The following is a 22854-nucleotide window of genomic DNA, read 5'->3' on the forward strand; positions in this document are numbered from 1 at the left end:
GGGACAGCCCGGTGTCACGGACCTTGCTCACCTTGCAGCTGTCCTCGGACGTACTCGTCCAGGAGACCGGCATGAGGGCGGGCCCACGGTGGGGTTGCGGCACGGAGAGCGATGCTCGCAGGATCCGCACGGAAGGCGTCGGTGTGAGCCCGCACCTCGCTACGTACGGGCTGTCCGCTCCACCCGCGCGGATGTACGTAGGACGTGTCAGGGAAACCACGGACGCGCGGCGCCGCACCGAGTGGGAGGGTGTGGGCGGTCCAGCGAGCTGCGCTCATCCCGGGCGGCCCGAGGGCCATCGCGAGGGGGGCGGCGAGGTGGAGCGCATAGCGGTCAGGGCCGGACGGGGGGCGGCCCTGACCGGAGGGTGGGTGATCCTGGCGGTGGCCGGATGGCTGATCTGGCTGTTGCCGGGACCCCACCTCGCGGCTGTTCTGGGGGTCGGCCCGTCGGACGGGTCCGTCAGGATCTCCGGGTGCCACGAGGCCACCGACGAGCAGGGCTACGCGGACGGCACCGCCTGCATCGGTGTCTTCATGCCTCGCAAGGAGGGCGAACCCCAGCGGGAGATCACACTGGACAAGGCAGCGAAGCCGCACCCGGCCGGCAGCGTCGTGGAGGTGCGTACGGCCAGAGGGAGGGCTTACGAGCTGTCGGGCGATGCGTTGCTCACGTGGGTCAGCGTCTCCGGATTCATTCTCGGGCCGTTCCTCTTCGTGTCGCTCTGGCTGTTCGCTTGTGCGCGCCACGGCAGATGGGAGAGCGGCGACGGTTACTTCCTGGGCTTCCTCACCTGGGTGGTGGGTGTGCTCGTTCTCAGTGTCGTGGTGGCCATTCCGGTCTGGATCTTCACCGCCCTGTTCGGCTGAGGCCGGTCGCGCACGGAACTGCCGGGCTCGGTGGGTGTGCGCGAGGCTGCGGACCGGCGGCCGTCGAACGGCTGTCCGCTCAACGTGGTAGACATTGCCGTGGAGTTCGGCAGAGGTATCACACCCGTGGGAGCGTCGAGTGACGCCGCCCCACACCGCGACGGCGGAAGCCCACTCGTCGGCCGGTCGGCCGAACTGGGGAAGCTCGACACGGTGATCGACCGTATGGGCCGGGGCGGCCCGTCGCTCGTCGACATCACCGGTGCGGCCGGGATCGGCAAGAGCCGGCTGATGGCGGAGCTGTGCCTGCGCGTCCGGCGACGCGGGGTGACGGTACTGCGCGGCCGGGCCACGGAGTACGAGCGGCACCTCCCGTTCCAGCCGTTCGCCGACGCGTTCGCCGACCTGGACGACCGCCCGCTGCGCGCGGCACCGGCGCTGCTCGACGCGGTCTCCCCGATCCTGGGCGGCCGGGGTGCCGGGCCGTCCCCCGGGCCGGCGTCTGCCACCGCCGACCGCTTCGCTCTCCACCGTTCGGTGGCACGGCTGTTGGCACAGCTCGGCCGGGGCGGCGGGCTGGTGGTGGCGCTGGACGACATGCACTGGGCGGACCCGGCGTCACTGGAGCTCCTGAGCCATCTCGTCCGGCACCCGGTGTCCGGCCCCGTCGTCCTCGTCGTCGCCCGCCGTGACCGGCAGACCCCGTCCGCGCTCACCGCGGCGCTCACCCGCGGAGCCGACACCGACGCGGTGACGCGGATCGGACTGACGCCGCTCGCGGAACAGGAATGTGTCGAAGGATTGGCCTCCGATCTGCCGAGCGGCCGGGCCGCGCAGCTCTACGCCGCCGGTGAGGGCAACCCCCTGTACTTCCTCTCCCTCCTGCACGCGCACCGCGAGCGCGCGGCGCGAGGCGGCACGTCCGCCACGGTCCTCACGAACAGCCTCGGCGAACTGCCGACCGGACTCGCAGCGCTGCTGCTGGACGAGCTGACCCCGCTGACCCCGTCGCAGCGTTGGACCCTGGAGGCGGTCGCCGTACTCGGCGATCACGCCGTGCCCCAGGTGATCGGCAGGGCGACCGGCCTCACCGATGCCGCACTCGACGACGATCTGGGCGCCCTGGAGCGGCGTGACCTCGTGCGGCCGGGCCCGGGCGGCCGGCTGGCGCTGCGCCACCCGGTGATCCGGACCCTGGTCCACGAGTCCACCGCCGCCCGCAGGCGCGTCGAGATCCATCGTGCCGCAGCAGCCGAGCTGGCCCGCGCGGGCGCACCGGCCGTCGAGCAGGCCCAGCACATCGAACGGTCGGTGACCGTCTGGGACCCGCAGGCGTACGCCGTACTGAGGCAGGCCGCCGAACAGACCGCGTCGACGGCACCCACGAGCTGCGCACACTGGCTCGGGGCCGCACTCCGGCTGCTGCCGGACACGGTCGAACACGGACCTGAGCGACGCGATCTGATGCTGCGGCGGGCCCGTGCGCTCGGTGTCGCCGGCGGGCTGCGGGAGTGCAGGGACCTGCTGCACGAGGTGATCGGCTCGGCCGGTCCTGACGAGACCGGTGTCAGGACGCCGGCGGTCGTGCTGTGCGCCTTGACGGAGCGGCACCTCGGAAGGTATCCCGAGGCGATCGCGCTCCTGCGCCGCGAACTGCGCAGACAACCCGAACCGTCACCGTCCGACAGGGTGTCGATCGGCCTCGAACTTAGCTCGTCCGCACCGCACAACACCTCTTACCCGCAGATGCGGGGCGAAGTCGCACGGACCCTCGCGGAAGCCCGCTCCCTGGGCGACGAACTCGGAGAAGCGGGGGCACTGGCGGTCGCCGCCTTCGGCGAGGCCTACGAGGGCGGTGTGGCCGCCGCGGGCGCGTTCGCGGAGCAGGCGGCCGAACTGCTGGACGGACTTCCCGACGGCGACCTCACGGCGGTGTGCGAACCGCTGGCCAGACTGGGCTGGGCGGAGGCGTTCCTCGGCCGCTACACCGACGCCGAGCGCCATGCCGACCGGGGACTGGAGATCGCCCGGCGCAGCGGGCAGGTCTACCTCCTGCCGCTCCTGCTGCTGTGCAAGGCACACGTAGGGATCCAGACCTGCCGACTGCCGTCGGCCCGTGATCTGGCGGCCGAGGCCGAGGACATCGCTCGGGGCATCGGAAGCAGCGAACTGCTCGCGTTCGTCCTGGCCAACAAGGCCCAGGTGCTGGTGGCGGCATCCGAGCCCGGCGCCCCGAAGGCACTGGCGGCCGCCGAGGAAGCCGTAGCCACGATGGGGCCCAGCGACAACTGGCGGGCCTCCATGGCCTGGTCCATGCTCGGCTACGCGGCGCTCACCGGCGGCGATCCGCACCGCGCCCGGGACGCCCTCCTTCGCGCCGGTGGCGACGACCTGCAGGGCCTGCAGCCCTCGATGCGCCCCCTCCTGTCGGAGCTTCTGGTCACGGCGGCCCTCTCCACGGGGGATGTCGACTCCGCGTCGGTCTGGGCCGAGCGGGCCGGTAAGGAGGCGGAGCGGCTCGGGCTGCCGGTGCAGCGCGCCTCCGCACTGCGGAGCGCGGCACAGATCGCACTGCACGGCGGTGACCCGGCCACGGCGGCGACGCTGCTCACCGAGGCAGTGGCGGAAAGTGCACGCTCCGGTGCGGTGTTCTGGGAGGCGCGGTCCCTGCTGCTCGCGGCCCCGGTGATGACGGCCGCCGGGTTGGGCGCGCGGGGCGCGGCCATGTGGGAGCAGGGCCACCGGATGGCCGTCACCGGAGGCGCGGGCCTGCTGATCGGCCTGGCGGAGATGACGCGGCCGCCCGTACCCGGCACCTCCGCACCGGCCACGTCCTTACCCGCCGCGCCCTCCATCACTCCGCCCCGGCTCGCCTCGCTGACGGCGCGCGAACGGGAGGTCGCCGAACTGGTCGCCGAGGGTCTCACCAACCAGGCGATCGCCGCCAGGCTCTACCTCAGTCCTCGCACCGTCGAGACCCACCTCTCCCGGGTGTTCCGAAAGACCGACGTTGCCACCCGGGCGGGACTCGCCGCCCTCATGGCCCGTTCCTGACACCTCGGAGGCATGTCCCGGCGCCGCACGCCACCCGTTGCGGAGCGGGCCGGTCCCCGACGGGGACAGGAAGGCCGACCCGGGACCGGTCAGAGGCGTTCCACGGTGCCGGCAGGCAGCCGACACCGTGGAACGGCCCCTTCCGTGCCCCGGCCCCTCGCGACCGTCCCGCCGAAGGCGCGGAACGGCGCGGCGCAGCCGAGCAGGGTGGCGAAGTCATCTCGCGCACGCACGGCCACCGCTGGTCGCGCGGCTCTGCCGGGAATCACGGCGGCCCGGGGGCGTTGAACCATGCGTGAGCTCTGCCATCGCATCCACCCGGTTCTCCTTCCTCGACCGTTCCCGCACCAGGGAGGGGTACGACGGCCCGCAGGCGCTGCGGGACACCGTCCGGCTGGCCGGTACGGCCGAGGCGCTCGGCTACTACCGCTTCTGGGTGGCCGAGCACCACAGCGTGCCCGGTGTGGCAGGCTCGGCGCCGACCGTCCTGGCCGCGGCCGTGGCGGCCGCGACCTCCACCATCCGCGTCGGTACGGGCGGGGTCATGCTCCCCAACCACCAGCCCTTCGTCGTCGCCGAACAGTTCGGTGTGCTCGCCTCCCTGTTCCCCGGCCGCATCGACATGGGACTGGGGCGCTCCGTGGGCTTCACGGACGGGATCCGCAGAGCTCTGGGCCGGGACAAGGAGGACGCCGACGCCTTCGCCGGTCAGCTCTCCGAGCTCCTCGGCTGGTTCGACGGCACCCAGCGGGCCCACCCTCAGGTGCACGCGAGGCCGGCCGAGGGCCTGCGCGTACCTCCGTACGTCCTGGCGACCGGCGAGGGCGCCGCCATCGCGGCGGCGGCCGGGCTGCCCCTGGTCGTCGGTGATCTCCGCGGTCGCGAGAAGCTGATGCGGGCCGTCGAGGGCTACCGCAGCGGATTCCGTCCCTCGGCCTGGGCCTCGGAGCCGTATGTGGTCGTGGCCGGCACGGTGGCGGTCGCCGAGACCGAGGAAGCCGCCCGCCGGCTCCTGGTACCCGAGGCCTGGTCCATGGCGTACGCGCGCAGCCACGGCAGCTTCCCGCCGCTGGCCCCGGCCGAGCGCATCGAGGGGCTGACCATGACGCCCAAGGAACGTGAGTTGTACGAGAGCGGCCTGCGCGGCCACCTGGCGGGCACGGAGGACGCGGTGGCCGCCGGACTCGAGCTGGTCGTCGGGGAGACGGGCGCGGACGAGGTGCTGGTCACCACGAGTACGTACGACCGGGAGGCTCTGGTGGACTCCCTGGAACGTCTCGCCCGGATCGCAGGGCTGCGAGGAACGCCGGACACGGCGGCGGCCTGACGGGCGAGGCGAGGAGCAGCCCTACGGGCGGGCCGGGGCGGCCCCGCCCGCGGAGAGGGAGGGGCCCGCCGCTCCGCGCGGACGGATCATCGCGACTCCCGGTCCGGAGCGCCGACCGGGGACGTCAGCTGCGGCCGACCGCAGGGGTATCGCGCGCGGGTCCCGGCCGCGCGCTACTCCATGGGATAGATGTCCCCGCTCGCCATTCCGCTGACCTGCACGCTCTCCGATTCCAGCCGACGGGCCCGGTCCTTCAGACGCCGGCGTTCCGCGGGGTCGGTGGCGCGTTCGGCGGCCTCTTCCAGATCCTTCGCGTCGGCACGCATCTGCCGTGCGCGACCGTGGACGTTCTCTGACTCGCTCATGATCACTCCTGGGAGCCGTGCGGAGCGGACCCCTCCACCGAACCAGCCCCCGAGGCGTGGGGCATCTCGGCGGGACCCCCGAAGCGCGGGGTGTGCGCGCCGGCACGGGCTATTCGAACCGGGTGACGTCGCCCGCACCCCGCCGTACGATCTCCACCTCGCCGCCTGAGAAGTCGATGACCGTGGTCGGTTCGGTGCCGCAGTCACCCGAGTCCAGCACGACGTCGACCACGTGGTCGAGGCGTTCCTTGATCTCCCAGCCCTGCGTCAGCGGCTCCTTCTCGTCGGGCAGGAGCAGCGTGCTGGAGAGCAGGGGCTCGCCGAGCTCGGCGAGGAGCGCCTGGGTGACGGCGTGGTCCGGGATCCGGACGCCGACGGTCTTCTTCTTGGGGTGCTGCAACTGCCGCGGCACCTCCCGGGTCGCGGGGAGGATGAAGGTGTAACTGCCGGGGGTCGCCGCCTTGATGCTGCGGAACACGTCGTTGTCGACCTGCACGAACTGCCCCAGTTGTGCGAAGTTCTCGCACACCAGGGTGAAGTGGTGGCGGTCGTCGAGATTCCGGATCGACCGGATCCGTCCGATGCCGTCGCGGCTGCCCAACTGGCAGCCCAACGCGTAGCAGGAGTCGGTCGGGTACGCGACCAGCGCACCCGACCGGATGCTGTCGGCCACATTGCTGATGGTGCGGCGCTGAGGATTCTCGGGGTGTACGTCAAAATACTTCGCCATTGGCCGAGTCTAAGGCTCGGAGGCATACCCGGAGTGCCCGCCGCCCCGCCCTGTGCGAGGCCCTCGCCCCGCGGGCACCTCACGCACACGCCCCCGGACCCACAGGGGTTCCGGGGGCGCTCACGGCCCGAGGTCAGGCGCCGGACGCGTCCAGCATGGCTGCACGGTCGACGACCTTGATCCGCTCCCTGCCCTGCTCCGCCCCGAGCGCCTGCTCGTGGGCGTCCAGGCTGTGCCAGCCCTCGCGGGTGGTGTACCGGACGCCGCGCTGCTCAAGGAAGTCGACGACGGCGTCGGGACCGGGCTGCGCGGGCTCGGCCAGGCGTCCGGCGGCGTGGTCCTCCAGCAGGCAGGCCACCGTCTCGTTGGCGTCGCCCTTGGTGTGCCCGATCAGGCCGATCGGGCCCCGCTTGATCCAGCCGGTGACGTACACCGACTCCATCGGCTCCCCGCCGGTCAGGACGCGTCCCGCGGCGTGCGGGACCGTGCCGGAGGCCACGTCGAACGGGAGCTTCGGGAGCTCCTCCGAGTAGTAGCCGACCGCGCGGTAGACGCTCTGTACGTCCCAGTCCGTGAACCGGCCGGTGCCCTTGACGTTGCCCGTGCCGTCCAGCTCGGTCCGCTCGGTGCGCAGGCCGGCGACGCGGCCGTCCTCTCCGATGACCTCGACCGGGGACTCGAAGAAGTGCAGGAAGAGCTTGTGCGGACGGTCGCCCACGTCCCGGATCGCCCAGTTCTCCAGCGTGGAGGCGACCATGTTGGCCTGCTTGTTCTCCCGCCGCGTCGCGATCGAGCCGTCGTCGTAGTCGATGTCCTCGGGGTTGACGATGACCTCGATGTTCGGCGAGTGGTCCAGCTCGCGCAGTTCCATCGGGCTGAACTTGGCCTGGGCCGGACCGCGCCGCCCGAAGACGTGCACCTCCAGGGCCTTGTTCGCCTTGATGCCGTCGTACACGTTCGCGGGGATCTCGGTCGGGAGCAGTTCGTCCGCCGTCTTGGCCAGGATGCGCGCCACGTCCAGGGCCACATTGCCGACGCCGAGCACGGCGACCTTCTCGGCCTCCAGGGGCCAGGTGCGGGGCACCTCGGGGTGGCCGTCGTACCAGGCGACGAAGTCGGCGGCACCGTAGGAGCCGTCGAGCTCGATGCCGGGTATGTCGAGGGCGCGGTCGGCGTCGGCGCCGGTGGAGAAGATCACGGCGTCGTAGAAGGACCGCAGGTCGTCCAGGCCGATGTCGTTGGGGTAGTCGACGTTGCCGAACAGCCGCAGCTGTGGCTTGTCCAGGACCTGGTGCAGCGCCTTGACGATGCCCTTGATGCGCGGGTGGTCCGGAGCCACCCCGTACCGGATCAGGCCGAAGGGCGCGGGCATGCGCTCGAACAGGTCGATCGATACACCCGGGTCCTGTGCGGCCTCGGATTTGAGCAGCGCGTCCGCTGCGTAGATTCCGGCGGGACCGGCTCCGACGATGGCGACGCGGACGGGGCGTGTCATGGAGGTTGTTCCTTTGGGCGGACGAGCACGGGCAGAGTGCAGCGGAGTAAGGCTTGGCTTACTCCGCTGCCCCCACGGTATGCCCTGCGCCGGAGTGTCCCTGGAGCGGGGCGAGTGCATATTCGGGAAATATCGGGACGTAATTACCTGAAGGGGTCCGGATTCTGTGAGCTGGGACCGCCATGAGCAACTGATTGCCTCCCGGATGCTGAGACGGAAGGGTCGAAAGGTGGGCAGGAGCCTGCCCGACGGAACCCGCCCGCCGGTGGTTCCTGCGCGTCCCCGATCTTCGAGGGCGTCATGATGGGTACACGACGCAGGACTCCTACGAGAGGACAACGCCATGCCGATCGAGGGCGAGTACGAGCCGAGCCCGACGACATGGGTGCGTGAACAGGTCGAGCTCATCGAGAGCTCCGGCGGCACCCAGGGGACCACACTGCGCGGGATGCCCGTCATCCTCCTGACGACACGCGGCGCCAAGAGCGGCAAGCTCCGCAAGACCCCGCTCATGCGGGTCGAGCACGGCGGCGAGTACGCCGTCGTCGCCTCCCTCGGCGGCGCCCCCAAGCACCCCGTCTGGTACTACAACGTGCTGGCCGACCCCCACGTGGAACTGCGCGACGGCACCGTGCAGCAGGACATGACCGCCCGCGAGGTCACGGGTGAGGAGAAGGCCGTGTGGTGGGACCGCGCCGTCGAGGCGTTCCCCGACTACGCCGACTACCAGACCAAGACCGACCGGGAGATCCCCGTATTCGTCCTCTCCCCGTCCGGGGCGCGGTAGCCCCGGACGGGGACGGTCCGGACCGCTACCAGGAGAGCCGGCCGATCCGGGAAGTGATCCGCTCGCGGTCCCAGGCGCCGTCCGCCACCAGCACCCGGTAGCGGCGGGTCAGCGTCGCGCCGGGGGCCAGGGCCAGCTCCTCGTGGAAGGCGAGCGACGGGGCGACGGCTGCGAAGGGCGAGCTGCGGACGAACCAGTGCGCCGGGTGCGCACCGCCCGCGCCGGTGTGATCGTTCCCCGGGGAGTGGATGAAGACGAGCGTGGCGTACCCGTCGACCTCGTCGTGCTCCCCGGTGTACGCCAGCCAATCCGCCTGCTGTCCCATCAGCCCGGGGCCCTCGGCGTCCGGGGTCAGGATCCGCCCGTCCCGGAAGGCGCGCGGACCCCTCCAGAACAGGCCCGTGTACCCCGCGTTCTCCCGCCCGTGCGTCGTGGGGCTGCCGAAACGGAGCGGCTCCTCGCGCCGGTTGGTGATCGCGGACGACCAGGTCAGCGTCCAGCTGCGGCCTTCCTCGTCGATGTCGTGCACCTCGATGCGGCGTGTCTCGTCGGCCCAGTGCTCACCGCTGTGCGGATGCCAGGTCAGCCGCTCGGCGAGGCGGATCCCGTCGTCGTGCACCGACACCTCGTCGAAGCCGGCGTGCGCCATGGAACCGACACGCTCCGGCAGGGCCTGGTACCCCTTGCCGTGTACGTAGCTGTTGCCGCCCCACAGATTCTGGCCCGACAGGTGCGAGGCGGTCATCTGCAGGCCCTTGTGCCAGCGGTGGTCGTTGGGGCGGTAGTCGGTGACCACCCGGCCCGACAGTGTGCGCAGGGGGTGGATGTACGGCTTCGGGGCCTCCCAGGGGTCCTCGGCCCGGTACACGTAGCGCAGCAGCTCGACGCCGCTGTCCGCGACGGTCACCGCGATGTGGTGGCCGTGATGGTGGGTGAGCTCCAGGGAATGCGTCATGCCGGGTCCTCCATGGTCGGCGCCCCGGGCTCCGGCGCCCAGCCGGGAGCATCGCCGTGCAGGGCGGAGTAGTACGGGTCCCCGGGGCGGATCCCGCCCGCACGGACGGTCTCCCCGGTGAAGGCCGCCTTGTAGAGGGCGGCCACCAGTTCGAGGCTCTTGCGGCCGTCGGCGCCGCTGCTGCGTGGCCGGCGTCCCGCCCTGAAGTCGTCCAGCAGCCCACGCAACTGTGCCTCGTGCGAGCTGGGCACGTCGGGTCCGAAGTCGTTCCAGGCGGCGGCCTCTGCGGTGGGGACGCCCGGCGCCGGTGTGATCCGCCAGTCGGCGTTGCGGTGTCCGTACAGGTGGGTGAGCTCGACCGTCGCCCGTTCGCAGTCGATCCGGATGCGGCTCACCTCGTCCGGACTGAGGACGCTGTTCACGACCGTCGCCATCGCGCCGTTCTCGAAACGGACCAGCGCGGTGGACACGTCCTCCGTCTCGACGTCGTGCACCAGCCGTCCCGCCATCGCGCGGATCTCCGACCAAGGGCCGAGCAGATCCAGCAGCAGGTCCATCTGATGGATGCCGTGTCCCATCGCGGGGCCGCCGCCCTCGCTGCTCCACCTGCCGCGCCAGGGAACGGAGTAGTAGGCCTCGTCCCGGTACCAGGTGGTCTGGCAGTGGGCCACCAGGGCCCGGCCCATCGTCTGCCCGGCCAGCAGCTCGCGGACGTGCCGGGAGCCCGAGCCGAAGCGGTGCTGGAACACGATCGCCGCGTACGGCCCACCGTCCCCGGTCCCTTCCGCGGCCTCGATCGCGTCGAAGTCCTCCAGCGACGGGCAGGGCGGTTTCTCGCACCACACCCACGCCCCGGCACGCAGCGCGGCCACGGTCTGGTCGCGGTGGAACCGGGGCGGGGTGCCGATGACGACCAGGTCGGGCCGCTGCTCAGCGAGCATCCGGTCGAGATCCGTGTACGGCCGGGCGATTCCCGCATCCGCGCAGAACGCCCTGACCGCGGTCACGTCGACATCGACCGCCGCGACGATCTCCAGCGGCTGCTCGGCGGCGAGCGCGGTCAGCGCGGACAGATGACTGCCTCGCGCGATCGCACCCGTGCCGACGATCGCGACCCGCACCGTCCCTCGGTGGGAACCATGGCTGGGCGTGACAAACACCCCCTGAGGAGGAGAGATGGCCGCCCACTGGATAGCAAGCGCTTTCTTTCTCCGGGAAACCTAGGCTCCGTGCACAAGCCCGGTCAAGGGGGTCCGGGCCGGTCCGGGGCGTCAGGCCTTCAGCAGCCGCGGCAGCCTGGCCAGCTGCACCGCTTCCTGGAACGGGCCGCCGCCCTCGTGGTCGTTGAAGTCGTACACCTCGATCTCCTTGTCCGGGTGGGCGTACGCGTTGAACGCGGCGAAGACCGTCGACGGCGGGCAGGTCTGATCCTCCAGGGCCACCGAGAACAGCGCGGGCGCCCGCCCGCGCGCCGCGAAGTGGACGCCGTCGAAGTACGCCAGGGTCCGGGCGACCTGTTCGGCGCGGCCCCGGTGCGTCTTGAGGTAGTTGGCGATCTCGCGGTACGGGTTCCGGTCGGTGATCCGGACGGCCCGGGGGAAGTCGCAGAGGAACGGCACATCGGGTGCCACGGCCGCCAGGTCGGGTATCAGGCCACCGACCGCGAGGGCGAGACCGCCGCCCTGGCTCACACCGATCGCGGCGGTGCGGCTCGCGTCGGTCAGCGGGTGCGAGCGGGCCGCCTCCACCGCCCGCGCCGCGTCCGTGATCAGCCGCCGGTAGTAGTACGTGAGCGGGTCCTCGATGCCCCGGGTCATGAATCCGTTGAAGGAGGGGCCGCTGCCCACGGGGTCCGCGGTGTCGCCGGGAGCCCAGCCGCTGCCCTGGCCGCGGGTGTCCATCACGAAGTGGGCCAGGCCCGCGGAGGCCCAGAGCAGGTACGAGTGCGGCAGCCCGCGCCCGCCGCCGTATCCGAGGAACTCCACGACCACCGGCAGCTGTTCCGTGGTGCCCGTGGGCATGACGAGCCAGCCCTTGACCGGGTGTCCGCCGAAGCCGGCGAACGTCACGTCGTACACGTCGACCGTGGTCAGGCCGGTGTCGGTGCGCAGTTCGAAGCGGGCGTCCAGGTCATGGGTCCGTGCCTCGTCGAGGGTGGCCGACCAGAAGGCGTCGAAGTCCTCGGGCTCCACCGAACGGCTGCTGTGGGCGCGCAGTTGATCGAGGGGCAGGTCGAACAGGGACATGCGGGACCACCTTGTGTCGTAGAGATGAATGGTCATACCGTACGACGGTCGGTGCGAGAATCCGATGGGGAGTGCGCGGCGACCGGGCAGGGGGAAATGGCGTTGCCGCTTGATGCGGTGCCTGCGAGGCTTCCGGGATGGCCGACACGGATACCCGCAGTTCGCATCAGGTGACCGCACTCTTCTCGCACGGGCGCCTGACGGCGATCCCCCGGAAGGTGGCCCGTCGCGAGCAGCTGCTCGAACACCTCGCCGACACGCTCTTCGAGCCCGGTCGCGTCTACACGGAGCGTGAGGTGAACGACGCGCTGCTCACGGTGCACGAGGACTGCTCGGCCCTGCGCCGCTACCTCGTGGTCGCCGGCCTGCTCGTACGCCCGAAGGACGGCAGCAGCTACCGGCGGGGGCGGTAACGCTCGCCCGGAGCGGCGAGGGGGCGTCGCCCGCCGGAGCACAGGGCACGCCGGTGCAGCGGATCGGGCCGCAATCGCTGCCGTGGTCGGGGGAGACGGCGCTGGACGCGGAGTATGCCCGGGTGCCCGCTCCCGCCACGTGCGGGGCGGTCGGGCACCCGGGCTCCCGCTCCTCGCCGTGGCCTCTGCGTGGCGTGGCCCGCGGGAGCGGCCGTACACACGAGCCCTGGGTCACGCGGTTCGCGCGCTGCGGGACCGGCCGCACGTGGTTCGCGCGCCGCCGGACCGGCCGGGACCGGGCGGCAGGGTTCAGTTGAGGGTGTCGGGGTCCGGGCCCGTGCGCATGCCGCGGTCGAGGCCGGCGATCGCGGCCATGTCGGCGTCCGAGAGCTCGAAGTCGAAGACATCGATGTTCTGCCGGATGCGGGCGGGCGTGACCGACTTGGGGATCACGACGTTGCCGAGCTGGAGGTGCCAGCGCAGGACGACCTGGGCGGGCGACTTCCCGTGGCGGTCCGCGAGGGAGACCAGGACCTCGTCGTCCAGCAGTGCGCCCTGCGCCAGCGGGCTCCAGGCTTCGGTGGCGATGCCGTGCTCGGCGTGCAGGGCACGCAGCTCGTTCTGCTGGAGGCCTGGGTGCAGCTCGATCTGGTTGACCGCCGGGACGAGAGGGCTCTCGTCCATCAGGCGGCGCAGGTGGGCAGGCTGGAAGTTGGAGACTCCGGCGGCCCGGATCCGGCCGTCGGCCACCAGCTTCTCCAGTGCGCGCCACGTGTCGAGGTAGAGGTCGCGCGCGGGGGTGGGCCAGTGAATGAGGTAGAGGTCCACGAAGTCGAGGCCGAGCTTGGCGAGGCCGGCGTCGAAGGCGGCGAGTGTGGAGTCGTAGCCCTGGTCGGCGTTCCACAGCTTGGTGGTGACGAAAAGGTCCTCGCGCGGCAGTCCGGAGGCCTCGAGGGCGCGGCCCACGCCCGCCTCGTTGCCGTACACGGCAGCCGTGTCGATGGAGCGGTAGCCCGCTTCCAGGGCGGAGGACACGGCTGCGGTCGTCTCGTCGTCCGGGACCTGGAAGACGCCGAAGCCGAGCTGCGGAATGGTGATGCCGTTGTTGAGTGTGACGGTGGGGACCGAGGACATGGTGGGTCCTTCCTGGAGTCGGGCTGCGCCGAGCTGCGTACGATGGTTACTGGCGTCGACAATAGTTGCATGCGCGGGTTAATGGCAAACGCTGGCAACCTGGGCGGTTTGCGACCAGGTGTCGCCGCAGCGCCGGCCGCCCTGGCACCGTCCGGCGTGGCGCCTCGTGGTGCGTCCGCCGGCTCCGGGCGCAGGGAAAGGCGGGACCGACCGGCACCGCCGCCCACCGTGCCACGGTCACCGGTGATCCGCAGGGCGTCCGCGGCCACCCGGCCGCGGATCGCGTGGTGCCGGGCGAGAGGGCCGGTGCCCGTGGCCGTCGGGTGCCGGTCGATGCGGACCGTGCCCGGTGTGGTCATGGGCCGGGTGGGGCGGCCGACCGGGCCGGCGTGCCGTCCGGGCCCCGTGGCGGCGGCGCGTGCGGGACCGCCTCGTCGAGGGGTGCCCGGCCCGGGGCCGTCCCGGGCGGGGGCATGTGCTGGACTGTCCGGGAACACCGGATACAGGAGCTCCTTTGAACAGCTATCGCCACCCCGGCCTCGTCTTCACCGACCACCGGTTCACGGTTCCCCTCGACCACGATGCCCCGGACGGCGAGAAGATCGAGATCTTCGGCCGGGAAGCCGTGGCGAGTGCGAACGTCGGCCAGGACCTGCCGTGGCTGGTCTATCTGGAGGGCGGCCCGGGCTTCGGCGCCCGCCGTTTCATCGGCACGGAGGCATGGCTGGGGCGTGCGGTGCGGGAGTTCCGCGTGCTGCTCCTGGACCAGCGGGGCACCGGCCTCTCCACCCCGGCCAACCGGCAGACCCTGCCGGTGCGCGGAGGCCCGCGGGAGCAGGCCGACTACCTGGCCCACTTCCGGTCCGACAGCATCGTGCGGGACTGCGAAGTGATCCGCCCGCAGCTGACCGGCGGGGCGCCCTGGACGGTCCTGGGGCAGTCCTTCGGCGGCTTCTGCGCGGTCCAGTACCTGTCGTCCGCGCCCGAAGGGCTGGAAGCCGTCCTGATCACAGGGGGGCTGCCTTCCCTGGACGCGCACGCCGACGACGTCTACCGGGCGGCCTATCCGCGCATCGAACGCAAGGTCGCCGCGCACTACGCCCGTTACCCGCAGGACGTCGCCCGTGCCCGCGCCGTCGCCGGTTACCTCGCCGAGCACCGCCCGGAGAGCGGCGGGCACCTGCTGACGCCCGAGGGGTTCCAGTCCCTCGGCATCGTGCTGGGCGGCAGCAACGGCAGCCACCAACTGCACTACCTCCTGGAGAACGCCTTCGTGGAGGGCGCGCACGGGGCCGAGCTCTCGGACACCTTCCAGGAGGCCATGCGCACGGCCACCTCGTTCGCCGGGCACCCGCTGTACGCCCTCATGCACGAGGCGATCTACGGCCGGGGCGCGCAGCCCACCGACTGGTCCGCCGAGCGCGTCCGCGCCGAGTTCCCGCAGTTCGACGCCGCCGCCGCGCTGGCGGGCGACGGGCCGCTGATCTTCACCGGGGAGAGCATCCACCCCTGGCACTTCGAGGTCGATCCCGCGCTGCGCCCCCTGCGCGAAACGGCCGAACTGCTCGCCGCCCGCACCGACTGGCCCGTCCTGTACGACGCCGACCGGCTCGCCGCCAACGAGGTGCCGGTGGCGGCCGCCGTGTACCACGACGACATGTACGTGGACACGGGGCACGCGCTGCGCACCGCCGCCTCGATCCGCGGCCTGCGCACGTGGGTGACCAGTGAATTCGAGCACGACGGGCTGCGGGCGGGCGGCCCCCAGGTGCTGGACCGCCTGCTCGGCCTCGTACGGGGGGAGAGCGACCGGTAGGAACCGGCCGCCCGGGGGCGGGTCAGCGCTGCAGGGCCTCCAGCGTTGCGCCCAGGTCCGCCCCCGAGCGCGGCGCGCTGTTGTACGGCAGCTTCGACAGCGCCGCCGCCATGCCGCAGGTGTTGCTCGCCGCGGAGTACACGAGACCTGCGCCGATGGCCGCGGAGAGCCAGCGCGCGGCCGGGATCCGCCTGCCGGCCAGCAGGCCCACCACGACGAGCGAGCCGGCGGCGAGGCGCACCTGGCGTTCCATGGGCCAGGTGGCCCCGGCGCCTTCCGGGCGGTCCAGGTCGTGTCCGTCGCCCTCCCAGGCGGAGGTTCCGCCGGTCAGGGTGGCGGCGTCGATGTCGGCATCGGCAAGGATCTCGCAGGCCCGGGTGGAGCGGACCCCCGAGGCGCACACCACGAGCAGCGAGCCGCGGGCCGAGGCCGACTTCAGGGCCGGCACCGCCTCGGGGAGCCGGTCCAGCGGGACGTTCAGAGCGCCGGGCACGTGCCCGGCCGCGTACTCGCCGGGAGCCCGCACGTCGATGACGGTGAATTCCTCCAGGCGTGCCGCGGCCTGGGCGGGGGAGAGGGAGGCGGGGCTGATCACGAGCGATTCCTTTCGTTGCCGGAGCGGGGGAGGGACCGGTGTCCCGCACGCCCGCACACCAGAATACCCCTAGGGGTATTTCTCGAGGCTCCGGCTCGCGCGTGGGGCCGACCGGAGCAACTCCGACTTCCCCTGCCCCGGTACGCCTCCGCAATGCCCCGTGCCGCGACGGTCCCCCGGATAGCCTGCCGGTCATGACAGAGCAGTTGGAACCCATGCCCTCGGACTGGCAGCGGGCGCTGGCAGTCGTCGCCCACCCCGACGACCTGGAGTACGGCTGCTCCGCAGCCGTGGCCGGCTGGACCGACGGGGGACGCGAGGTCACCTACCTCCTGGCCACCCGGGGCGAAGCCGGGATCGATACCATCGCCCCGCACGAGTGCGCTCCGCTGCGGGAACGGGAACAGCGGGCGAGTGCCGCGGCCGTCGGCGTACGCGCCGTGGAGTTCCTCGACCACCGCGACGGCGTGATCGAGTACGGCACGGCCCTGCGCCGCGACATCGCCGCGGCCATCCGCCGGCACCGGCCGGAACTGCTCATCACCCTCAATCACCGTGACACCTGGGGCGGTGTCGCCTGGAACACCCCCGACCACCGGGCGGTCGGCCGGGCCGCGCTGGACGCCGCGGGCGACGCGGGCAACCGCTGGATCTTCCCGGAACTGACCGAGCAGGGCCTGCACCCGTGGGACGGGGTGCGCTGGGTGGCGGTCGCGGGCACGGACAGGCCTACGCACGCCGTCGACGCGACGGCGGGATTCGAACGTTCCGTCCAGTCGCTCCTGGCCCACCGCACGTACATCGAAGTGCTTACCGACGAGGATCCGGAGGCATACTGCCGCACCTTCCTCTCGGGAGCGACCGGCGCGAGCGCGGAGCGGTTCGGCGGGCGGCCGGCGGTCGCCTTCGAGGTCTTCGCCCGCTGACGGCGGCCGGGCTCTCCCGTCCGGTTCGGGCTCGATCGGGAAGCGGGGCGGTGCTGCGCGGCGGGGTGGGGGCCGCGCGATCAGCGGTCGAGCCCGTGAATCGGGCGGGCTCCAGGGTGTGGCGAGTCGGCGGCGCGTGTGTGGCGGCCGTCCCGTCGGTGGTCTCCCGGGCGGCCCCCGGGCACGTGGTGGGTGTCCACATCCCCGTCGGCACCACCCCCACCCCCGGAATCCAGCCACCGTGACCCCACGGCCGACCGTCTCGCGGTCGTGCTCGTGCTCGTGCTCGCGGTCAAGTACAACAGCCTTGTCCGCGGGGCGAAGCAGGCCCGGCACGCAGGTACTCGGGGCCGGAAGTCCTCTGCCGTGCGCCCTGACATGCAGCCGGTCCGGCTGGCACGATACGTCCCGGGGGCGGCCCGTCGGGGCGCCGGGGGCGAGGGGGAAAGATGGGCATGGTGGACATCGCGGTGGCCGTCGGGCTGGTGGCGCTGGTGCTCCGCGCGGTGGTGCGCCGCGGGCTGACGCCGGGGTCGTTACTGCTGGCGCTGGTGGTCGGCGGGCTCGGTCTGTGGCGGGGGCTCGGCCCGGGGCCGGGCTGGCTCCTCTGGCCGGCCGTCGCGCTCCTGGTGGTGACGGCGGCGGACTTCTTCCTCTCCGCTCGGTCCTACGCGCGGATGCCGCGTACGGACGCGGCCGAGGTGAAGGCTCAGCTGCTGGCGGACTGCCGCAGCGGCGACGGGCGGCAGCAGCTGACGCTGGCCGTGGCCCCGGGCGGAGCCGTGCTGATGGACGGCATCTGGGGGGACACGGTCCGGCGGGACGTCGTGATGCCGGTGGGTGGCTGCCCGGTCTGTCTCGTCGAGGAGGTGACGGCCGAGTTGGCCGGCCCGGACGCGAACGCCCTGGCCTCGTACCGTCGCGACCGGGCCGCCGGTACGAACCGCCTGGTCGTCCTGGGCCGCGGGGAGGACGCCTGGACGGCGGCCCTGGAGCCGGTGCGGGCCTCGCAGAGGCCGTTCAGGCCGGTGGGCTGCCCGGTCCACAGCTGAATCGTCCCGTCGACCGGCGGGCGCGGGGCCGGTGACGTGGCCACGGCGGATTCCGGCCGAAGTACGATGCGTTCGCGACGCGGACACCGAAGGCGTCCCTCCGGTGTCCGCAGCACTCTGACACGCCGCCGGAAGCGTGGACCGCCGTACGAACGGCGGTCCACCACCGCGACCCGCTCGGCCCCGCTCGACGCCCGAGGGACCTGGGCCCGCACCGCGTGATCCTTCGGGCCCGGGCGCCTTCACCGCCGCTCGGCCGCACGCGGCCCCTGCGCGGCGGCCGGCTGCCACCGCCCGTACTGCCGCAGTGCGAGCAGACCGCCCACGCCCGGGAGGAGCGCGTACAGCTTCGTCCGGCCGTTCGTACCGGGCGTGCGCATCACCTGGACGGTCACGAAGAGGTAGGCGCAGCCATGGATGGGGCCGGTCAGCGAGGACACGGCGGGCCAGTGCACCGTCGCAAGGTTGACGAGGAGCACGAGCAGGGAGGCGAACTCGACGCCGGCGGCGGTCCGGAGCGCACGCATTCGTCACACGCCCGTCGTCGAGCCGGGGCGGACGATCATGAGTACGGTCACCGTCGCCCAGAGCAGGTTGAACAAGCCGGTGTACATGCCCAGTCGACGGGTCGCCTCCGGGCCGGCCGAGGCGTCCCCGGCGGTGAGCGCGTTCTGTCCGGGCAGGATCAGTGCGGCCAGCACCCCGGCCGCCAGGGCGGTGAGGACGATCGAGACGATCAGCCAGGCGTCGCCCAGGACCCCCAGGCTGCTCGCCGTGGCGAAGCCGAAGACGGGGACGACGATGCCGACGCCCGCGTAGACACGGCAGATGCGGTACAGGGTGTGCAGGGTGGCGGAGGCCCGGTCGTCACCGGGATCGTCCATTACACGCCGGGCGGCGGGCGGGAACATGCTGGCCGCCACGGTCACGGGTCCGATCGCGACGATCGCGGCCAGCACGTGGACGGCCAGGAGGAACTTGGTCACAGCGAGAGTGCTTTCCGGTGGCGGAGACGGGGAGAGGGATTGCCTGCGGTGTTCATGCCGGCGCCCGCCACACCACCCCGCGCCGCTCATGGGCGAAGAGCCGCTCCACGAAGAGCGCAGGCTGCGGGCCGAGCTCCCGCTCCAGCAGATGCAGTCCGAGGTCGAGCCCCGAGGTCACGCCCCCGGCCGACACCAGGTCCCCGTCGTCCACCACCCGGGCCCGCACCGCACGCACCCCGGTGGACGCGAGCGCATCCATCCCCTCGTGGTGGGTCACCGCGTTGCGGCCGCCGATCAGCCCCGCCATGGCGAGCAGCAGCGAACCGCCGCACACCGTCGCCACACACACGTCGGGCAGGTCCACCGCCTCCTTGAGGAGTGGTGGCAGCCCCGTGTCCAAGGCGCGCGCCAGGATCGCCGGGACGCTGCCGTCATCGGTGGTGCCCGTGCCCCGCGGCATGCGCCCGGCGGCTCCGGGGACCACGACCAGACCGGCGCGCGCGGGGTCGAGCCTGCCGACGGCCCGGAGGGACAGGGGCGCGATCCCGGCGGTCACCTCCCGCGGCCCCTCGGCCGTCACGAGTTCCACGGTCAGGGCCCCGTCCGCGGCGGCACCTCCGGCATGCAGAACCTCGTACGGGGCGACGACGTCCAGTGGGTCGAAACCGTCGAACAACACGATCTGGGCGAGCATCCGGCATCAGTCCCCTCGGTACGGACCGCGTCACTGTCCGGCACGGCCGGAACCGACGCTAGGCGCCCGTCCGGACCGGCGGGAGTGGCGAAAATGCCACCCTTCAACGGATTCTCGCCACCGCCGTCTCCACCCCTCCGACCTGCCCCTATCGTCATTCCCGGGCGTAGGGCCCACGGGTCCGGGCAGCGACCGGACCCGGAGATCGGAGAGGATCCGTCATGCATATCGTGGCCGTACTCGCCCTGGACGGCGTCATCGCCTTCGACCTGTCCACGCCGCTCGAGGTCTTCACGCGCACGCGACTGCCCGACGGCCGCCCCGCCTACCGGGTCCGGGTCTGCGCTGCCACCGAGGAGGTCGACGCGGGAGCCTTCACGCTCCGCGCCCCGTACGGTCTCGACGACCTCGCCGACGCCGACACGATCATCGTCCCCGGCTGTGCCGATCCGTCCGTGCCCGTCCCGCCCGACGTGCTCGACGCCCTGCGAGGCGCCGCGGCCGACGGCACCCGCATCGCCTCGGTCTGCGCCGGAGCCCTCGTGCTGGCCGCCACCGGCCTGCTCGACGGGCTGAGGGCCACGACCCACTGGGCCGCCGCCGGGCTGCTGGCCGCCAGGCATCCGGAGATCGACGTGGACCCCGACGTGCTGTATGTCGACAACGGCCAGTTCCTCACGTCGGCCGGGGCCGCCGCGGGGCTCGATCTGTGCCTCCACCTGATCCGGCGCGACCACGGCTCGGCGGTGGCCGCCGATGCCGCCCGCCTCTCGGTGATGCCACTGGAACGCGAGGGCGGCCAGGCGCAGTTCATCGTCCACCCTCAGCCGCCCGAACCGGGCGGCGCGGCTCTGGAGCCGTTGCTGCGGTGGCTGGAGGACAACGCCGGACGCGAGCTCACCCTCGACGACATCGCCGACCGGGCCGGCGTGAGCACCCGCACGCTGAACCGCCGCTTCCGGGAGCAGATGGCCACCACTCCGCTCCAGTGGCTGCACCGGGCGCGGATCCGCCGGGCTCAGCACCTCCTGGAGACCACGCCGCACGCGGTGGACCGGATCGCCGGGCAGGTCGGATTCGGCTCGCCCACGGCTTTCCGCGACCGGTTCAAGCGAGTCGTGGGCGTCAGCCCCCACGCCTACCGCCGCGCCTTCCGCGGCACGGGCACGGTTCGCGATCGGCAGGGTGCCGGACGCGGCATGGACGCCCACCCCTGTCCGGCAGTCGCCGACCTGCCGCGGAGTACCGGAGTGCTGCCGGTCCGCCCGGGGTGAGGTCCCCGTCCTTCGGGATCGGTGCCGGTGCAGCCGATCACGGGCCTGTGCGGACGTGGGATGCCCCCGCCCCGGGAGAACCGGCCGGATGCTCAGTGCCCGGGTGTCGCCCGGCCGAGGGCGAACCGTGCCGTCCCGGGCCTTCCCTCGACCAGGTCGGCCGCCAGGTCACCGATGGCCGGTCCGAACTTGAATCCGTGCCCGGAGAAGCCCGCCAGCACGGTGACCGGGCCCTGCCGGTCGATGACGAAGTCCTCGTCGGGCGTCGTGGTGTAGAGGCAGGTGAGGGGGGTCGGCTCGGTGCCGGCCACCCCGGGCAGCCATGCGTCGGCGTAGGCGCGGAGCCATTCGACGGCCGCGGGGTCCGGCGTACGGTCACGGTGGTCGGGGTCCACGACCTTCCCGACGCCGTGCAGACCCACCTTGACGCCGTCCACACTGCCCAGCCCGTACACACCACCCGGTTGATCGAAACCGGCTCCCGGGTGGTGGATGAACGAAGGCCAGTCCAGCGCGTCCGGGGCCGGGAAGTGCACCGGCTGCTCCTGGGTGACCCGCATCGGGGGCAGGCCGGTCACCAGGGCAGGCAGGAAATCGGGCGCCCAGCCGCCCACGGCGACCACGACCGCGTCCGCCGTCAGAGCGTCCTCGGTGTCCGTCACCACGGTCACACCCTCTCCGGTACGTCCCGAGTGCCGAATGCCGGTCACGCACACCCCGTGCCGCACCTCGGCGCCCCGCTGCGCCGCGGCCTTCAGCAGCGCGGACACGGCGTCGTCGGCGTGCAATCGGCCGGCGTCCGGGTGGTACATCGCGGTGGTGTCGGCCCGGAGCCCCGGCCACCGGTCGGACACCTCGCCGGGGGACAGGCGCTGCACCGACCGGCCCGCTCCCGCCAGCACGCGGGCCAGCACGTCCACCGTCTCGGGCGAGCCGTGGTCGACGGCCCCGGTGAGTGTCAGCACCGACTGCCCGCTCTCCTCCTCGAGCCGCTGCCACAGGGGCAGTGCCCGGAGCGCCAGCTGCGTGTACGAGGGTTCCGGGTACGCCAGCCGGAAGATGCGGGAGGTGCCGGACGAGCTGCCGCGGTCATGGCCCGGGCCGAAACGTTCCAGCACCGTGACCCGATGGCCGCGCGCCGAAAGGCGCCAGGCGGCAGCCGCTCCCATCAGTCCGCCGCCGACCACGAGAACCCGAAGAGCCATGAGCATGTGTCCTTTCCTGTGCCGGGTCGTCCCGGCTCGGTGACGGGAAGGCCCGGCGCGTCGTCCGGTGTCCTGGAGCGGTCGGAGGGAGACCGAACAGTTCACCTCCGCCGTCCTGGCCAACCGGTCCTTGCGGTTCCAGGTGGCCGGCCACGTCGTATACCGGCCATTCTCGATCAAATGGTTGACCGCCCGAGCAAGGGGGTGGGTCGAAGGACCCTCTTCGTCCTCACGGGCACGCCGGCCTGTCCTGGACGGTGGCAAGGCCGGGTATGCCCGGCGCGATGCCCGTGGCCGGACTTCGGTATGAATGGCCGTATGAAGGAACAGACTCAGGACGACCCCGAACTCGACGCCGTGCTCACCGGAGTGGGCCCCCGGCTGCGTCGGCTGCGCAAGGACCGGGGCGTGACCCTCTCCGCGCTCTCCGAGGCGACGGGCATCTCCGTGTCCACGCTCTCGCGTCTGGAATCCGGCGGCCGGCGTCCCAGTCTGGAGCTGCTGCTGCCGATCGCGAGGGCCCATGAGGTTCCGCTCGACGATCTCGTCGGTGCGCCCCCCGTCGGTGATCCCCGGGTCAGGGCGAAGCCGATCGTGGTGGGCGGGCGGACCGCGCTCCCGCTCACCGGCAGGCCGGGAGGGCTCCAGGCGTACAAGTTCATCCTGGAGGCGGGCTGCGCCGATCCGCCCGAGCAGCGCACCCATGAGGGGTACGAGTGGCTGTACGTCCTCTCCGGCCGACTGCGGCTCCTGCTCGCCGAGCACGACCTGGTCCTGGGTCCGGGGGAGGCCGCCGAGTTCGACACCCGGCTGCCGCACTGGTTCGGGCCCGCGGGTGACGGGCCGGTCGAATTCCTGAGCCTCTTCGGTCCGCAGGGTGAGCGGATGCACGTCAGGGCCAAACCGAAGCGCTCCTGAAACGGGCCGCGGC

Annotated in this window: 22 protein-coding genes; 10 read left to right on the plus strand and 12 right to left on the minus strand. The window is 72.4% G+C overall.

Features of this window, described 5'->3' with window-relative positions; all coding sequences use genetic code 11:
* Positions 1-317: 317 nt before the first annotated feature.
* The 3 genes from OG927_RS31925 (at position 318) to OG927_RS31935 (ending at position 5250) form a co-directional block, all read left to right on the plus strand.
* A complete protein-coding gene (locus OG927_RS31925) occupies positions 318-869 on the plus strand; it encodes a hypothetical protein (protein ID WP_330321211.1) in 552 nt (183 codons plus the stop codon).
* 117 nt (positions 870-986) lie between these two features.
* The gene (locus tag OG927_RS31930) at positions 987-3923 is read left to right on the plus strand and encodes a helix-turn-helix transcriptional regulator (RefSeq protein ID WP_408058135.1); all 2937 of its coding nucleotides are present in this window, start codon (positions 987-989) and stop codon (positions 3921-3923) included.
* A gap of 295 nt (positions 3924-4218) precedes the next feature.
* Complete coding sequence (locus tag OG927_RS31935; protein ID WP_330321213.1) at positions 4219-5250, plus strand: MsnO8 family LLM class oxidoreductase; 1032 nt, start codon at positions 4219-4221, stop codon at positions 5248-5250.
* 173 nt (positions 5251-5423) lie between these two features.
* Here OG927_RS31935 and OG927_RS31940 read toward each other — a convergent pair whose 3' ends face one another.
* The 3 genes from OG927_RS31940 to OG927_RS31950 form a co-directional block, all read right to left on the minus strand.
* A complete protein-coding gene (locus OG927_RS31940; RefSeq protein WP_056788614.1) occupies positions 5424-5615 on the minus strand; it encodes a DUF6381 family protein in 192 nt (63 codons plus the stop codon).
* Positions 5616-5724: 109 nt separating this feature from the next.
* On the minus strand, positions 5725-6345 hold the full coding sequence (locus OG927_RS31945; protein WP_056788617.1) for an L-threonylcarbamoyladenylate synthase: 621 nt from the start codon (positions 6343-6345) through the stop codon (positions 5725-5727).
* 133 nt (positions 6346-6478) lie between these two features.
* Positions 6479-7840: an FAD-dependent oxidoreductase gene (locus OG927_RS31950; protein WP_056788619.1), complete on the minus strand. Its 1362-nt coding sequence runs from the start codon at positions 7838-7840 to the stop codon at positions 6479-6481.
* Positions 7841-8183: 343 nt separating this feature from the next.
* Between OG927_RS31950 and OG927_RS31955 the strand changes: the two genes are divergently transcribed.
* Positions 8184-8627, plus strand: coding sequence for a nitroreductase family deazaflavin-dependent oxidoreductase (locus OG927_RS31955; protein ID WP_056788621.1), 444 nt, complete (start codon positions 8184-8186; stop codon positions 8625-8627).
* Between the two features lie 25 nt (positions 8628-8652).
* Here OG927_RS31955 and OG927_RS31960 read toward each other — a convergent pair whose 3' ends face one another.
* From OG927_RS31960 to OG927_RS31970, 3 genes are all read right to left on the minus strand, one after another.
* The gene (locus tag OG927_RS31960) at positions 8653-9582 is read right to left on the minus strand and encodes a DUF6807 domain-containing protein (RefSeq protein ID WP_209471635.1); all 930 of its coding nucleotides are present in this window, start codon (positions 9580-9582) and stop codon (positions 8653-8655) included.
* Positions 9579-10742, minus strand: coding sequence for a Gfo/Idh/MocA family protein (locus OG927_RS31965; protein ID WP_319104320.1), 1164 nt, complete (start codon positions 10740-10742; stop codon positions 9579-9581). Before OG927_RS31965 ends, OG927_RS31960 begins: the two co-directional genes overlap by 4 nt.
* A 111-nt stretch (positions 10743-10853) precedes the next feature.
* The gene (locus OG927_RS31970; protein ID WP_330321214.1) at positions 10854-11828 is read right to left on the minus strand and encodes an acetylxylan esterase; all 975 of its coding nucleotides are present in this window, start codon (positions 11826-11828) and stop codon (positions 10854-10856) included.
* A gap of 137 nt (positions 11829-11965) precedes the next feature.
* Between OG927_RS31970 and OG927_RS31975 the strand changes: the two genes are divergently transcribed.
* The gene (locus OG927_RS31975) at positions 11966-12241 is read left to right on the plus strand and encodes a DUF2087 domain-containing protein (protein ID WP_056788629.1); all 276 of its coding nucleotides are present in this window, start codon (positions 11966-11968) and stop codon (positions 12239-12241) included.
* Between the two features lie 309 nt (positions 12242-12550).
* Here the strand turns inward: OG927_RS31975 and OG927_RS31980 are convergent, their stop codons facing one another.
* Positions 12551-13375, minus strand: a complete 825-nt coding sequence (locus OG927_RS31980; RefSeq protein ID WP_209471634.1) for an aldo/keto reductase — start codon at positions 13373-13375, stop codon at positions 12551-12553.
* Positions 13376-13889: 514 nt separating this feature from the next.
* Here OG927_RS31980 and OG927_RS31985 point away from each other — a divergent pair.
* Positions 13890-15191, plus strand: a complete 1302-nt coding sequence (locus OG927_RS31985; RefSeq protein WP_124280203.1) for an alpha/beta fold hydrolase — start codon at positions 13890-13892, stop codon at positions 15189-15191.
* Positions 15192-15213: 22 nt separating this feature from the next.
* On the opposite strand, the gene OG927_RS31990 is transcribed toward OG927_RS31985, so the two are convergent.
* Positions 15214-15786: a rhodanese-like domain-containing protein gene (locus OG927_RS31990; RefSeq protein WP_056788636.1), complete on the minus strand. Its 573-nt coding sequence runs from the start codon at positions 15784-15786 to the stop codon at positions 15214-15216.
* A gap of 194 nt (positions 15787-15980) precedes the next feature.
* Between OG927_RS31990 and OG927_RS31995 the strand changes: the two genes are divergently transcribed.
* On the plus strand, positions 15981-16712 hold the full coding sequence (locus tag OG927_RS31995; protein ID WP_330321215.1) for a PIG-L deacetylase family protein: 732 nt from the start codon (positions 15981-15983) through the stop codon (positions 16710-16712).
* A 455-nt stretch (positions 16713-17167) separates the two neighbouring features.
* Positions 17168-17764 (plus strand): hypothetical protein, encoded by a 597-nt coding sequence (locus tag OG927_RS32000; protein WP_330321216.1) that lies wholly within the window; start codon positions 17168-17170, stop codon positions 17762-17764.
* 242 nt (positions 17765-18006) lie between these two features.
* On the opposite strand, the gene OG927_RS32005 is transcribed toward OG927_RS32000, so the two are convergent.
* Genes OG927_RS32005 through OG927_RS32015 form a run of 3 tightly spaced genes read right to left on the minus strand, consistent with a single transcriptional unit; the run spans position 18007 to position 19444 of the window.
* Positions 18007-18291, minus strand: a complete 285-nt coding sequence (locus tag OG927_RS32005) for a DUF3817 domain-containing protein (protein WP_124280201.1) — start codon at positions 18289-18291, stop codon at positions 18007-18009.
* Between the two features lie 3 nt (positions 18292-18294).
* Entirely contained in the window at positions 18295-18750 is a 456-nt protein-coding gene (locus tag OG927_RS32010; RefSeq protein WP_330321217.1) for a hypothetical protein, read from the minus strand.
* A 52-nt stretch (positions 18751-18802) separates the two neighbouring features.
* Positions 18803-19444 carry a DJ-1/PfpI family protein gene (locus tag OG927_RS32015; protein ID WP_330321218.1) on the minus strand — a complete coding sequence of 214 codons (642 nt, stop codon included), beginning with the start codon at positions 19442-19444 and terminating at the stop codon, positions 18803-18805.
* A gap of 221 nt (positions 19445-19665) precedes the next feature.
* Here OG927_RS32015 and OG927_RS32020 point away from each other — a divergent pair, with 221 nt between their 5' ends.
* Entirely contained in the window at positions 19666-20718 is a 1053-nt protein-coding gene (locus OG927_RS32020) for a GlxA family transcriptional regulator (protein WP_330321219.1), read from the plus strand.
* Positions 20719-20810: 92 nt separating this feature from the next.
* Here OG927_RS32020 and OG927_RS32025 read toward each other — a convergent pair whose 3' ends face one another.
* Positions 20811-21923 (minus strand): FAD-dependent oxidoreductase, encoded by a 1113-nt coding sequence (locus tag OG927_RS32025; protein ID WP_124280197.1) that lies wholly within the window; start codon positions 21921-21923, stop codon positions 20811-20813.
* 318 nt (positions 21924-22241) lie between these two features.
* Between OG927_RS32025 and OG927_RS32030 the strand changes: the two genes are divergently transcribed.
* Positions 22242-22841 (plus strand): helix-turn-helix domain-containing protein, encoded by a 600-nt coding sequence (locus OG927_RS32030; protein WP_056788656.1) that lies wholly within the window; start codon positions 22242-22244, stop codon positions 22839-22841.
* Positions 22842-22854 lie beyond the last annotated feature (13 nt).

Source organism: Streptomyces clavifer (assembly GCF_036345975.1).
Taxonomy (GTDB): domain Bacteria; phylum Actinomycetota; class Actinomycetes; order Streptomycetales; family Streptomycetaceae; genus Streptomyces; species Streptomyces clavifer.